This window comes from Methylobacterium sp. E-065 (assembly GCF_022829605.1).
GTDB lineage: Bacteria > Pseudomonadota > Alphaproteobacteria > Rhizobiales > Beijerinckiaceae > Methylobacterium.
In genome coordinates this window covers 1-12,780 of record NZ_JAKSYD010000289.1, presented here as the reverse complement: position 1 = coordinate 12,780, position 12,780 = coordinate 1, and the positions used below count along the sequence as shown (strand labels likewise).

12 protein-coding genes are annotated in these 12,780 nt (G+C 70.7%); 7 read left to right on the top strand and 5 right to left on the bottom strand.

Translation table 11 applies throughout. The features are described 5' to 3' along the window. Positions 1-34: 34 nt before the first annotated feature. The 5 genes from MKK84_RS32005 to MKK84_RS31985 form a co-directional block, all read right to left on the bottom strand. The gene (locus MKK84_RS32005; protein WP_243926538.1) at positions 35-241 is read right to left on the bottom strand and encodes a hypothetical protein; all 207 of its coding nucleotides are present in this window, start codon (positions 239-241) and stop codon (positions 35-37) included. A gap of 84 nt (positions 242-325) precedes the next feature. Further along, positions 326-1,120: a formylmethanofuran dehydrogenase subunit C gene (locus MKK84_RS32000; protein WP_243926536.1), complete on the bottom strand. Its 795-nt coding sequence runs from the start codon at positions 1,118-1,120 to the stop codon at positions 326-328. A 3-nt stretch (positions 1,121-1,123) separates the two neighbouring features. Next, positions 1,124-2,071, bottom strand: a complete 948-nt coding sequence (gene fhcD, locus MKK84_RS31995) for a formylmethanofuran--tetrahydromethanopterin N-formyltransferase (protein WP_243926534.1) — start codon at positions 2,069-2,071, stop codon at positions 1,124-1,126. Positions 2,072-2,098: 27 nt separating this feature from the next. Next, positions 2,099-3,745 carry a formylmethanofuran dehydrogenase subunit A gene (locus MKK84_RS31990; RefSeq protein ID WP_243926532.1) on the bottom strand — a complete coding sequence of 549 codons (1,647 nt, stop codon included), beginning with the start codon at positions 3,743-3,745 and terminating at the stop codon, positions 2,099-2,101. Next, positions 3,739-4,809 carry a formyltransferase gene (locus tag MKK84_RS31985; protein WP_243926530.1) on the bottom strand — a complete coding sequence of 357 codons (1,071 nt, stop codon included), beginning with the start codon at positions 4,807-4,809 and terminating at the stop codon, positions 3,739-3,741. The genes MKK84_RS31990 and MKK84_RS31985 overlap by 7 nt, the downstream gene beginning before the upstream one ends. Positions 4,810-5,303: 494 nt before the next feature. Between MKK84_RS31985 and MKK84_RS31980 the strand changes: the two genes are divergently transcribed. The 7 genes from MKK84_RS31980 (at position 5,304) to fae (ending at position 12,104) form a co-directional block, all read left to right on the top strand. Beyond that, complete coding sequence (locus tag MKK84_RS31980; protein WP_243926528.1) at positions 5,304-6,281, top strand: beta-ribofuranosylaminobenzene 5'-phosphate synthase family protein; 978 nt, start codon at positions 5,304-5,306, stop codon at positions 6,279-6,281. Between the two features lie 86 nt (positions 6,282-6,367). Continuing rightward, entirely contained in the window at positions 6,368-7,261 is an 894-nt protein-coding gene (locus MKK84_RS31975) for an NAD(P)-dependent methylenetetrahydromethanopterin dehydrogenase (protein WP_243926526.1), read from the top strand. Between the two features lie 35 nt (positions 7,262-7,296). Next, the gene (locus MKK84_RS31970; protein ID WP_243926524.1) at positions 7,297-8,427 is read left to right on the top strand and encodes an ATP-grasp domain-containing protein; all 1,131 of its coding nucleotides are present in this window, start codon (positions 7,297-7,299) and stop codon (positions 8,425-8,427) included. Positions 8,428-8,445: 18 nt separating this feature from the next. Next, complete coding sequence (gene mch, locus MKK84_RS31965; RefSeq protein ID WP_243926522.1) at positions 8,446-9,420, top strand: methenyltetrahydromethanopterin cyclohydrolase; 975 nt, start codon at positions 8,446-8,448, stop codon at positions 9,418-9,420. A 192-nt stretch (positions 9,421-9,612) separates the two neighbouring features. Further along, positions 9,613-10,521 carry a RimK family alpha-L-glutamate ligase gene (locus tag MKK84_RS31960; protein WP_243926520.1) on the top strand — a complete coding sequence of 303 codons (909 nt, stop codon included), beginning with the start codon at positions 9,613-9,615 and terminating at the stop codon, positions 10,519-10,521. Beyond that, positions 10,518-11,354 (top strand): triphosphoribosyl-dephospho-CoA synthase, encoded by an 837-nt coding sequence (locus tag MKK84_RS31955; protein ID WP_243926518.1) that lies wholly within the window; start codon positions 10,518-10,520, stop codon positions 11,352-11,354. Before MKK84_RS31960 ends, MKK84_RS31955 begins: the two co-directional genes overlap by 4 nt. Before the next feature lie 237 nt (positions 11,355-11,591). After that, positions 11,592-12,104 (top strand): 5,6,7,8-tetrahydromethanopterin hydro-lyase, encoded by a 513-nt coding sequence (gene fae, locus MKK84_RS31950; protein WP_091713492.1) that lies wholly within the window; start codon positions 11,592-11,594, stop codon positions 12,102-12,104. The last annotated feature ends 676 nt before the right edge of the window (positions 12,105-12,780 follow it).

The following is a 12,780-nucleotide window of genomic DNA, read 5'->3' as shown; positions in this document are numbered from 1 at the left end:
CATCGCACCGCCCCGCCGAAGAACCAAGGCGTGCTCACAGATCCTTCGGCACGCTGCCCTTAGCGGCGCAGCGCCAGCGCTCGACGTGCCATTCGGGATGCGAGGCCTGCCACGTCGCCAGCGCGCTCTGGGAGTTGCGCAGGCACACGAACGGGCTCGACTTCTCGAACGACATCTCGATCCGGTCCTCGCGGCAGGTCGAGGGCTGGGCGGCGAGGCAGATCGACAGCAGCAGCAGCATGGGCGTTGTCCCGGGCTGCCGGCCTCGGGCGGGCCGGCTTGGACGGGAGGATAGGACGCCTTCACGCCCCTTGCCCAGGCGGCGTCAGGCCGCGACCCAGATCTCGCCCTTCGCGATGGTAGCGAGATCACCCGAATAGCGGCGGAGCGGCTTGTCGAGCAGGGCAGCATGCTCCGGGCTGAGGCCGCGCAGGGCCGTCGCCAGCAGGCGCAGGAACACGAGATCGTGCGCGCCGGTCTCCACGAAGGTCTCGGCCATCCGCCCGTGCGCGCCGAGGACGAGGGTTCCGCGGCGCATGCCGAGCCCCGGCTGGTCGCCGACCGCGAGGGCCGCCAGGGTGCCGGCGATCATGCGGGAGCCCGCGAAGGCACCAGCAGCCCCAGCCACGATCGTCCCCCGCCGCATCCGGTCGCCGAGATGCGCGCCGGCGGTCCCGCGGATGATCAGCGTCGCCCCGTCAAGCCCCGTCTTGGCGGCATAGACCGCGCCGCCCGCGTAGTCGCCGGCATCGCCCTCGATGGTGATCGTGCCGCCGGTCGCACCGGAAGCCGCGTAGGGACCGGCGTTTCCGGTGACCGTCAGGCTGCCGCCCGCCATGCCGGCACCGAGGCGCTGGCCGACATCGCCGGTCACCCGGATCGTGCCGGCGGACAGGGACGCCCCAACCCGATCCAGGCGCTCGTGACCGCCCTCGATGGTCAGGGTGTCGGCCCCGTCGAGGGACACGGAGAAGCACTCGCCGAGCCGTACACCCGTCCGGGTCGTACCGACCTCCAGGCGCTCGGCCTCGCCTTGGGACAGACCCGACAGCGCCAACGGGTTGATGTTCAGGAAGTCCAGCCGCTCGGGCGGGGCCGCGCGCAGGATGAGGGTGCTCACGGCTCAGCCCTCCGACTTGGCGTCGTCGCGCGCGAGCAGGTCGCGCAGATGATAGTGGTGGCGGCCGAGATTGCCGCCGTAATTGCCGGCCGTCACAGCGATCAGCCCGTGTTTTCCGCCGATCTCGGTCGCCGCGTGCAAGCCGGCGCGCATCGAGTCGGACACGCCCTGAGAGGTGAGGGCGTCGATCACGATCTCCAGCACCACGCCGCAATCCGCCGGGAGCGCCGAGCCAGCCCGGCCCTTGAGCGTCGGGCAGTAGGCGTCGTTGGTGGAGGCCATCATGCCCTTGGTCCGTCCGCCGACCTTCGAACCGGAGCGGACGATGCCGCCCGGGAACGGCAGGATCGCACCCGGCACAGCCTTGGCAGCCTCCACAGCCACCTCGGCGACCTTCAGTGTCTCCGAATGGGTCCGCCCGAGGAACAGCAGGTTGCCACCGCCGACCGCACCGTCGACGGCCCGAACTGTATCCTCGCACAGAAACTCGCCGTCCATCACCGGGATGCGCCAGTAGCGCCGTGCTTTGCCGGAGGCGTCGGCCAGGCGCTTTGCGATCGCGAAGCCGTCACCGAAATAGCGGATCGCGCCGCCGAGCTTGATCTTGGTCGGCCCATCGACACCCGCGTAGCAGGCCGTGCCCGGGCAGGTGAGGATGCACTGGCCGACCCGCTTGATCAGCTGCTCCTTGAGACCGTTCGGCTCGAAGCCGAACAACAGGATGCGGACGCCCGGTCGCCCGTCCGGAGTTTCCTCCGGCGACAGCTCGGCGTCGATGCCGGCCTCGGCGCCGCAGCCGATCACCGAAGTGGCGAAGCCCGTCATCGTGGTCGCGGCGATCATCGCCCACTTGGCGGTGTCGTTCGTGACGACGATGGCGGTCCCGGCCACGTCGAACGCCTCCGCGAAGGTGTCGATCACCGGGATGCCGTTGAGGGAGAGGTCAGACATCGTAGTTCCCGCGGCTCGCCCCGCTCATCACGCCCGACATGGCACCGCCTCGAAATTCTCCGTGCCCTCACCGAATGCGGCATCGGGCACCGCGAAGCTGTCGAGGCCCTCGCCGAACCGCTCCGTGAGGTAAGTGTCGGCGCGCTTCGCCATGGCCTTGTCGGACTCGACGGTAAGCGACAGCGTGCGCCCGGCGCGCCACTCCACCACCTCACCGTCCTCGACGATCGGCACGCCGTCCTTGAGGACAAGCTTGGCGGCGGTGAACATCGCGGTGCGGTTCGAATCGTCCCGATAGATTGCGACGTCCGCCCGAGCACCAGCCCGCAGGTGACCGCGATCCGCGAGGCCGAGCAGCTTGGCCGGTCCGGACCGCGTCAGCTGCGCAATTTCCGAGAGCGTGTATTCGCGCTCCAGCCCTGAAAGCCCCGAGCGCTCGCCAACGATCTTGGGCAGCGTCGCGATCTCGCGGTCGCGCTCGGACTTGTCCATCAGCAGGTGGATGATGCGCGGGTACTGGGTGAACGGGCCGCCGTTCGGGTGATCCGTGGTCAGGATCGTCCGCTCGGGATCGGTCGAGAGCAGCATGATCTCCAGGCCGATCGCCCACTGCAGCGAGCTGGTCGGGCCGCGGGGCCGGTACAGGAACGGCACCACGCCGCCGCCCTCGGCATCGCCCGCGTTCAACACCCACTTCTTCGGATTGGCGCCCTTCCGCCCCGCGAACTGGCGCAGGATGTCGAGGGAGACCGTAACGGTCTGGCCGAACACCACCTGCCCGATGTCGAGGGTCGCGTTCGGATTGTCGGAGATCGCCTGCGCGATCCGCTCGGCGGCCGAGCGGAAGCCGCCGGTGCCGGGATTGGCCGGATCGACCGCTCCGTAGGCGTAGAACTGGGCGTGGGCGAAGTGGATGCGCCGCCCCTCCGCGGCGTCGAGCGTCGCCATGAAGCTGTCGTCGGCGCCCGGCAGGCCGAGGTTGTTGCAGTGAACGTGCAGCGGGTGCGGGACGCCGATCTCCTCGACCGCGTCGAGGAGCGAGCCCATGATCTGCCGGGTCGAGAGTCCGTAGCAGGGGATCTCGTCGTCGAGCGACAGGCGGAGCGCACCGTCCTTGAAGGCAGAGGCGCCGCCCGCGTTGATGCATTTCACGCCGAGGCCGCGCGACTGCGCCACCGACAAGGTCACGAGGTCGCGCACCGCGTTGCCGCCCTGGCGTTCGCGCAGCAGCTGCAGAAGCTGGTCGTCGTTGCCCATCACGGTCAGGGCCCCGCGGTCGAGCAGCGGGATGTCGGCGAGTTCGAGCTGCGTGGCCAGCGCGTGGGTCGGCGGCATCGCGGGCTCGACCGCGGTGGTGTAGCCCATCCGCGCATAGGTGGAGCCGATCCAGGCCGCAGCGCCACCGGCATGCGCGAAAGGATGACCCTCGGGCGCCGCCTCGCTCACGTAGAGGTCGGGCAGGAGAAGCCGGGAGGTGATCACGTTGCCGCCGGCGATGTGCGAATGCACCTCGACGCCGCCGGCCATCACCACGCAGCCCGCCGCGTCGATGACGTGGTCGGCCTCGCGGCCCGGCGGGTCGATGACCTGGCCGTCTTCGATCCACACATCCCCGACGGAATCGCGGGACGCGGTCGGATCGACGACGCGCCCGCCCCGAATCACGCTCAGCATGCGGGTTCACTCCTCGACGCGGGCTGGCCGGTTGTCAGGCGCTCCGTGAGGGCGCCGAGGATCGATGCGGCCGACGGCAGATCCGTGGGCGCCGAGGCCGGCCAGTAGGTCAGCGCGGCGCGCGGATCGTTCCAGAGGACGCCGCCATGGTCGCGGCCGGGCTGACCGACCGCGATGACGATTTCGGCGGTTTTCGAAGCGCCGTCTGCGACGAGGGCTACGGACGGGACCGTCGACAGCCAATCGGGGCACGCCACCGGCACGGAGGCGAGCCAGAGTACCGCGTCGACCTCGCCGGCGGCGACCTGCCGGGCGGCGTCGAAGCGCCAGGGGTCGTGCTCGGGCACGCGGCGCCCGAAGCCGCTGCGCGGCGCCTGACCGGTCAGCCAGGCCGCGACCGGCACCACGGCGCGGTCCTGCCCGATACCGCCGGTGGCGAGGGTGAAGCAGCGTGTCGTCTCGCTCAGCTCCATGGCGAGGCCCTGGAGCATCTCGATGCCGGCCTCGCCGAGCTCGGCGGGATCGTAGAGGAGGACGCCATATTGAGCGGATGCGAGCCGGGCAGCGATCTGCCCCGGGAGGGCATCACCGGCGAGGTGGCCGCGGGCAAAGGCACGCAGCACGCCGACGGCCTCGGTCAGGCCGCCCGCGGCGGGCCAAGCCAGCGACGCGGTGGCGTTCGCGCCCACGGCCAGGAGCGCGCGATCCGATCCCGCAGCGCGACCGCGGGTCGGCTTCGTGTCGATCAGGCGCTTCATCAGCGGCGTTTGCCAGGGCGCGGCACCCACCACCAGCACCATATCGGCGCGCCCGACGGCTTCGGCCGGCGTCGATGTCAGGGCCCCGACCCGGCTCAGCGCGCCGAGTTCGGCATAGGTCCCGATCGACCCGGCGGTGTCGACGGAGGCACCAATGCGCCCCGCAAGATCATAGGCCGCACGGATCGCGGCGACGTCGGCGCTCAGGCCGGCGATCACCGGCGCGCGCGCCTTGGCGAGGAGGGACGCGGCCGCCTCGATGGCGGTGCCCGCGTCCGTCGCGCCACCCTTCACCCAGGCTGCCATGCTCCCTCTCGCAACGTTCTTGCTTGGCTTCGGAGCGGGCGACGGCCGTAAGACCGGACGAAGCGGGCACACCCCAAAGCAGGGGGCCCACAGAGTCGGAATGGCGCGCCTGCCCGGCAAGTTCCGGGCAGACGGCAAACTCGGCACGCCGTCGCGAGGCCTAGGTTTGCATTCATCCGCCCACCGCGGCAAGGGGGTATGGCGGGGTTACGGACTGGGATCTGGGCTGAAACGGTCGGTTTTCGCCCCTCCGCGTCATGGCCGGGGACAGGTTTCCGGGTGCGTTCCAGGACGGCGCCGGCACGCCGAAGCGAATGGTTCGGCCGATCCTGGGCCTTCTCATCCTGGATCTTCCGCCACCAGCAGCATCCGCCGCCCAGGCTCTCGCCGCAAACCGTAAGCGACGATCCGAACACTGATCGGCCGGCACCGTTGCCCTACCCCAGGCCGCGTGTGAAAAGCGCGCCGCACCGGCGGCATGCGAGGGACTGGCAGTGGGCGACGCCCCCGAGGGGAACGAAAACATCGCAGATGGCGCTGTGCGGGTCGAAGCACCCGCGCGGCTGCATTTCGGATTCCTCGACCTGCATGGCGGGCTCGGCCGGCGATTCGGCAGCATCGGCCTCGCCATCGACGAGCCCTCGCTGGCGCTGACCGCACGGCGCTCGCTGCACCCCTCGGTCACGGGACCGGAAGCGGATCGCGTGCGCGGCTACGTCCGGTCCGCCGCGGCGCATCTCGGGGGCGGCGAGGATGTCGCCATCGCGGTGGAACGCGCGATCCCGGCCCATGCCGGTTTCGGGTCCGGCACACAGCTCGGTTTGGCAGTGGCCGCCGCAATGGCGCGCCTGAGCGGGGCGCCGTTCGCCGCCGAGTCCTTCGCCGCCACGCTCGATCGCGGCAACCGATCCGGTGTCGGCCTCTGCGCCTTCACGGAGGGCGGCCTGATCGTCGATGGCGGGCGCGGATCGGACGGGGGACCCCCGCCGATCATCGCGCGCCTGCCGTATCCCGAAGCTTGGCGGGTCGTCCTGATCATCGATCCTGAGATGGCCGGCGTTCACGGCGTGCGCGAAGTCGAAGCGTTTCGCGATCTGCCGCGCTTCCCAGAGGCGCAAGCCGCGGAGATCTGCCGGATCACGCTGATGCAGGTTCTGCCCGCCGTCGCCCTCTCGGAGCCCGAGGGTTTCAGTGCCGGGATCACCCGGATCCAGGACCTGATCGGCGATCATTTCGCGCCCCATCAGGGCGGCCGATACGCCAGCGCGTCGGTGGCGCAGGTGCTGGCGAACGTCGCCGCGCAGGGCATACCGGGCTACGGCCAGTCCTCCTGGGGACCGACCGGATTCGTGCTCATGCCCTCATACGCCGATGCCTGCGCCCTCGTGGCCGATCTCGACCGCGGAGGCCCCCTCCGGTTCGTGATCGCCCACGGCCGAAACAGTGGCGCTTCGGTAACCGGTCCGGCCTGAGCCGACGCTCACGGGCTTGACCCGGAACGCCGCTCCGGGTTTGGACGATGGCAAAACGCATCGGTCGCACACCGCACGGGGAATCCATGGCCCGCTCGATCCTTCATATGCTGACGCCACTCCGGCACATGAGCCCGTTCGACGTGAACATGGCCGTGGATGCCGGCTACGAGACGGTGGTGACCTACACCGAGGTCAGCCTCGCCGACGTGGTCTCGCTGACCCAGGATTCGATTTTCTCGCGGTCTCCGGCCGACGGGACGCGGACGGGCATCTTCATCGGCGGCAAGAACGCCGAGGACGCCCTCGACATGGTCGACCGGGCCAAGAAGGCGTTCGTGCCGCCCTTCGTGAATCACGTCTTCGCCGATCCGGCAGGCTCGTTCACGACAGGCGCCGCGATGGTGGCGCAGGTCTCCCGGGCGCTCCGGCAGAAGTTCAACACGGACCTCCAGGGCAAGCGCATCGTGATCTTCGGCGGGGCCGGCGTGGTGGCCTACGTGGCGGCGGTGATCGGCGCGCTCCAGGGCGCCACCACTGTGCTGGTCGGCCATGACGGCGAGGAGCGCGTCTCGAAGATCGCCTTCACCATGAAGTGGCGCTTCGGCATCGACGTTGGCGCCGTCGACGGGACGACGCCGGAGGATCGCCGCGTCGCCATCCGGGACGCCGACGTGATCCTGTCGGCCGGGCCCGCCGGCATCCCGATTCTGACGGCGCAGGATCTCGAATCGGCGCCGAAGCTCCTGGTGGCCTCGGACGTCAACGCCGTGCCGCCCGCCGGCATCGCGGGGATCGACGTGAATGCCGTGGACGTGCCCCTGCCCACCGGCAAGGGCGTCGGCATCGGTGCGCTGGCGGTCGGGAACGTGAAGTATCAGACGCAGCGCCGCCTGTTCGACCGGATGCTGGCGTCCGACACCCCACTCTGCCTCGACTTCCGCGACGCCTACACCCTCGCGGTCGAGATCGCCGGCTGACGCCATTCAAGCCCGATCTGCCGAGCCCGATCGGGATGGCGGACGCGATCCTGATCGCCGCCCAGGCCGGGCGAGCCCTCGCGGAAGCGGCGCGGCGCGCCGGCCTCCGGCCCTACGTGGCCGACCTGTTCGGCGATTGCGATACGCTGGCCGCCGCCGAGGCCTATCGTCCGCTCCCGGGCCGCTTCGGCACGACGCCCTCTGCGGCCGAGACGCTGGTGGCACTCGACGACCTCGCGGCGGCGGCCGGAGGCTCGATTGGTCTGGTCCTCGGCAGTGGCTTCGAGGACGCACCCGGTCTGGTGGCCGAACTCGCGCACCGGCACCGGCTGCTGGGAGCCTCCGCCGACACCATCGCGCGCCTCAAGGATCCGTCGACCTTCGCCGCCCTCTGTGCGCGCCTCGACGTGCCACACCCCGCAGTCTCGATGGATCCGCCGGACGATCCGTCCCGATGGCTGCTCAAGCGGATCGGCGGCAGCGGCGGCTCCCATATCCGGGCCGCGACGCGGTCGGGGGCACCGCCGGGCCATTATTATCAAATGCGCGTCCCGGGCCGGGCACATGCGCTCAACGTCCTCGCCGACGGCCGCACGATCCGGATCCTGGCAGTGACAGAGCAATGGTGCGCTCCGACCCCGATCCGGCCCTATCGCTATGCCGGAGCATTGGTTCGCGGCGCCACCGAGCCGCCGGTACTGCCCGCGGGACTCGTCGCCGCGATTGCGGACGCCACCGCACGGATCGTTGCCGCGACCGGGCTACGGGGCCTCGCCAGCGCCGACATCCTGGTCGACGGATCCGACTGGTGGGTGATGGAGATCAACCCGCGCCCCGGCGCGACGCTGGATATCCTCGACCGGCGCGCGGTGCCGCTGCTCGAAGCCCACATCGCCGCCTGCCTGGGCGCGATGCCGGAACTCGGTGCGCCTCCGGTGGGTGCGGCGGCCGCGCAGATCTGTTACGCCGACCGGGAGCTTGCGCCTGTGCCGGACCACGATTGGCCGGACTGCGTGCGTGACCGCCCGCGCCCCGGCACGGTGGTCCGCCGCGACGCGCCGCTCTGCACGGTGCTGGCCGAAGGCGCGGACCGGGCGGAGGCGCTCGACCTGTTGGAATCGCGAACGGCCCGCCTGCGGGCGGCCCTCGCAGCGCAGAAAACATAAGTTCGAGGAAGCCCCGTGATGAGTGCCAGCCAATCCTATCCCAGCATCAACGCGCTCTCAGATCCGCTGGTCGAGCGGCTCGTGGCTGAGGCCGCGACCCTGCGGCTCTCCGTGTCGCAGGCCGCGGGCGGCGCCCGGATGATCGATGCCGGGGCGCAGGCGCGGGGCTCGATCGAGGCCGGGCGGCGCATCGCGGAGATCTGCCTGGGCGGCCTCGGCACCGTCACCATCGCGCCGAGCGGTCCGATCGCGTCCTGGCCCTACTCGGTGACGGTTCACGCCGCCGATCCGGTGCTCGCCTGCCTGGGCAGCCAGTATGCGGGCTGGAGCCTCGCGGACGAGACCGGCGATTCCGGCTTCTTCGCCCTCGGTTCGGGTCCGGGCCGCGCGGTCGCGGTCGTCGAGGATCTGTACCAGGAGCTGGGCTACCGCGACTCGGCGACCAGCACCGCCCTGGTGCTCGAAGCCGCCGGCGGCCCGCCCGACAGCGTCGTGGCCAAGGTGGCCGAGGCCACCGGCCTGCGACCCGAGAACCTGACCTTCATCTTCGCGCCGACCCAGAGCCTCGCCGGCTCGACCCAGGTGGTGGCCCGCGTGCTGGAGGTCGCCCTGCACAAGGCCCACACGGTGGGTTTCGACCTGCACGCCATCGTGGACGGGATCGGCTCGGCCCCGCTCTCGCCGCCCCATCCCGACTTCATCAAGGCGATGGGCCGGACCAACGACGCGATCATCTATGGCGGCCGGGTCCAGCTCTTCGTGGACGCCGACGATGCCGACGCCAAGCAACTTGCCGAGCAATTGCCGTCCACCACGTCGAGCGATCACGGTGCGCCCTTCGCCGAGATCTTTTCCCGGGTGAACGGCGACTTCTACAAGATCGACGGGGCGCTGTTCTCTCCGGCGGAAGCGATCGTGACGTCGGTGCGCTCGGGTGCCACCTACCGCGGCGGTCGCCTGGAGCCGACGCTTGTGGAGGCGTCCTTCGCCTGAGGGCCTCTCTGGGGGGTTGAACCCCTCAGGACGAAAGCACTTCTCCCTCCCCCTTGGGGGAGGCGAGAAGGCCGCCGCCGTCGGTGTGTGAGGACGCGAGTCCGGGACGCGCAGGGTTCCGCTCCACGCCGGCGAACAACCTCTTCCCAGGGTCGCCATAAGAGGCGAGCCCTGCCAATCGTCAGGCCCCCCATGCGTATCGGGCTCGCCGCCGATAATGGCAATTGGCACAAGAACCGCCTGCTGACGGCCATGCGGATGCAGGGCGTCGAGCCGGTGCTGTTCTCCCTGGCCGACGTGGCCGTGGTCACCGGCGGCGGCGAGCCCCTGCGTGTCCCGGGCTTCCTCGATGCCCTGCCGGACGGGGTCCTGATGCGCACCATCGCGGGCGGCACGTTCGAGGCCACCACGATGCGCCTCGGGGTGCTGCACGCCCTGGTGGCGACGGGCGTCACCGTGTGGAACAGCCCGACCGCCACCGAGCGGTCGGTCGACAAGGCCGCCACCTCGCTGCTCATCGCCCGGGCCGGCCTGGCGACGCCGGCAACCTGGGTTTTCTCCAAGCGAGAGGCCGCCGCCGCCCTGGTGGCGGTCGAGGCCCGGCCCGGCGCACCTCTCGTGCTCAAGCCGCTGTTCGGCTCGCAGGGGGAGGGGCTCGTCCTGATCGAGCGGCCGGAGGATCTGCCCGACGAGGAGGCCGTGGCCCGAGTCTACTACCTGCAGCGCTACGTCCCGCGGCGCGACGGGCTCTGGCGCGACTACCGGGTGTTCGTCTGCGACGGGCGGGCGATCGCCGGCATGATCCGCGAGGGCGACGGCTGGATCACCAACGTCCATAGGGGCGGCCGTCCGCTGCCATGGGCGATGCCGCGCGCCGCCGCGGACCTCGCCGAGGCGGCCGCCGCCGCGGTCGGCGTCGATTATTCCGGCGTCGATCTGGTCGAGGACGGGGAGGGCGGCTTCTCCATCCTGGAGGTCAATTCCATGCCGGCCTGGTCGGGACTCCAGACGGTGTGCGAGACCGATATCGCCGCAGCGGTTGTCCGCGGCTTCCTCGCCGCCGTCCGGGGCGCGAGCCGGCCGCGGCTCGTGGTGGCATGAGCGGCACGCTCGATCCGGCGCTGATCGGCACGCTGTACAAGGCGGCCTGCCTGGCGGAGCTCGACGCCCTAAAGCCCGGCAACGTCCATGCCTTCGCCGCCGGTCACCGCATGGTGGTGGCGGATTTCGTCACCAGCGCCGAAGTCTCGGCGCCGCCCCTGTCGCGGCCCGGCGCCGGGATCGGTGAACGGGTCCACGGCGGGGTCGCCGCCACGATGGCGGCGGTGGGCCAGAACACCAATCTCGGTATCCTGCTCCTCTGCGCGCCGCTCGCCGCCGCGGCCGAGCGCGGGACGAGCATCGCCGACCTGCTCGACACCCTCGACCGTTCGGACGCGGAGGCGGTCTTCGCGGCGATCCGCCTCGCCAATCCCGGCGGCCTCGGCCGGGCGGAACGGCACGATGTCGCCGCGGACGCGCCCGCCTCCCTCCACGACGCGATGGCGGAGGCCGCTGACCGCGACCGCATCGCCCGTGCCTACGGAACCGGGTTCGCCGACGTGACGGCGATCGGCCTCCCGGCCCTGGCCGAGGCCCGAGGGCTGGGGCTCGATCCGTCCTGGTGCACAACCGCCGTGCATCTCGCCTATCTCCGGTCGGTCCCCGACAGCCACGTCGCCCGAAAGCGCGGCCGCGCCGCCGCCGAGGATCTTCGCCGGGAGGTTGAGACAATCGTGGCCGGCCTCGATCTCGCCGCGCAGCCGGTCGAGCCGCTGCTGGCCCTCGACGCGTCGCTGAAGGCACGCGGCCTCAACCCGGGCACGAGCGCGGATTTCACGGTCGCGACCGTGTTCTGGGACGCGCTGGCGAGAGCGGGCGCCATGCTAGCCTGAGCCGTGCAAGTTCCCGTGTTTCCGAGGGCGAAGGCTAAAAAAATTCCTTCGCGGCAGGGCCTTGCTCGGGTTGTGAGCCGCAGGTGCCCGCTGTAGGGTCCGCCGCGCTGTCCGGCCCAACCGGCTCGACCCTTCCGGCTCGGCCGGTGGTCGGGCGCCGATAACAAGGATGGCTTCCCGGCCGCGGCACCGCCCCCGGCGCGCGGCTCTATTTCGGAATCCAGGGAGAGACACCGAATGGCGAAGATCACCAAGGTTCAGGTCGGCGAAGCGCTCGTCGGCGACGGCAACGAGGTCGCCCACATCGATCTCATCATCGGACCGCGCGGCTCGCCGGCCGAGACGGCTTTCTGCAACGGCCTCGTGAACAACAAGCACGGCTTCACCAGCCTGCTCGCGGTCATTGCGCCGAACCTGCCCTGCAAGCCGAACACCCTGATGTTCAACAAGGTCACCATCAACGACGCCCGTCAGGCCGTCCAGATGTTCGGCCCGGCCCAGCACGGCGTTGCCAAGGCCGTGCAGGACGCGGTGGCCGAGGGCATCATCCCGGCGGACGAGGCCGACGACCTGTTCATCCTGGTCGGCGTGTTCATCCACTGGGAGGCGGCCGACGACGCCAAGATCCAGAAGTACAACTACGAGGCGACCAAGCTGTCGATCCAGCGCGCCGTCAACGGCGAGCCGAAGGCTTCGACGGTCACCGAGCAGCGCAACTCGGCGCAGCACCCCTTCGCCGCCAACGCTTAGATCGGAGACGGTCCTGGGCAGAGTGAGCCTCCGCCCGCACCGCGGGGCCTGCTCCAGCGACTGGCTTCGATCTTCCTCGGCCGATAAGTAGGCCCCTGACGGGACGGCGAAAGCCGTCCCGTTTTTCGTTTGTCGTCCTCGGCGTGGCCGTCCGCTCCGTTCTCCAACCGGCCCCGCAGTGGACGATGCCATTGAGCCGCGGAGCTCCCCCGGATCGCGCGGCGCGTTCCAGTGCTTCCCTGCGAGGCCCGCTTCGCGAGCGCCTTTGACTGATAGGCTCGGGGGAAACACGCGAAGACTCCGCGCCTCATGGGGGGTGTCGCGACTGGCGGTGAGGGCTCACTCCGAACGCGGCGCATGCGAGCCCGGCAGGGCACACGTCATCGTCCCCACCCGCCACTGGCGCCGGGGGCATGGCCCAAGAAGCAACACGCGGGACGCGGGACGCCGCGGGGACCCAGGTGTCGGCCAAGTAACGCGCGGGATCCGGTCCCCGCGGCGCCCGCGGCATCGATCGGGCATGGTCCCCGGCCGGTGCCGTCTTTCTCGTCGCGGTGTCTCCGACGTCCCGATCCTGCGACTCCCCGTTAGCGGTCTCGGGCGGGGTGCACGCACCCCCGGAACCCGCATCGGCGCCGTGGCCTTCCAGCCGTCCCCCGCCTCGTCGTGGGCGGGT

What these genes read in the sequence shown, in the direction of transcription:
- MKK84_RS32005 (WP_243926538.1), bottom strand. Translation starts at nt 241, where the DNA reads ATGCTGCTGCTGCTGTCGATCTGCCTCGCCGCCCAGCCCTCGACCTGC.
- fhcD (WP_243926534.1), bottom strand. Translation starts at nt 2,071, where the DNA reads ATGTCTGACCTCTCCCTCAACGGCATCCCGGTGATCGACACCTTCGCG.
- MKK84_RS31990 (WP_243926532.1), bottom strand. Translation starts at nt 3,745, where the DNA reads ATGCTGAGCGTGATTCGGGGCGGGCGCGTCGTCGATCCGACCGCGTCC.
- MKK84_RS31985 (WP_243926530.1), bottom strand. Translation starts at nt 4,809, where the DNA reads ATGGCAGCCTGGGTGAAGGGTGGCGCGACGGACGCGGGCACCGCCATC.
- MKK84_RS31975 (WP_243926526.1), top strand. Translation starts at nt 6,368, where the DNA reads ATGGCCCGCTCGATCCTTCATATGCTGACGCCACTCCGGCACATGAGC.
- MKK84_RS31970 (WP_243926524.1), top strand. Translation starts at nt 7,297, where the DNA reads ATGGCGGACGCGATCCTGATCGCCGCCCAGGCCGGGCGAGCCCTCGCG.
- mch (WP_243926522.1), top strand. Translation starts at nt 8,446, where the DNA reads ATGAGTGCCAGCCAATCCTATCCCAGCATCAACGCGCTCTCAGATCCG.
- MKK84_RS31960 (WP_243926520.1), top strand. Translation starts at nt 9,613, where the DNA reads ATGCGTATCGGGCTCGCCGCCGATAATGGCAATTGGCACAAGAACCGC.
- MKK84_RS31955 (WP_243926518.1), top strand. Translation starts at nt 10,518, where the DNA reads ATGAGCGGCACGCTCGATCCGGCGCTGATCGGCACGCTGTACAAGGCG.
- fae (WP_091713492.1), top strand. Translation starts at nt 11,592, where the DNA reads ATGGCGAAGATCACCAAGGTTCAGGTCGGCGAAGCGCTCGTCGGCGAC.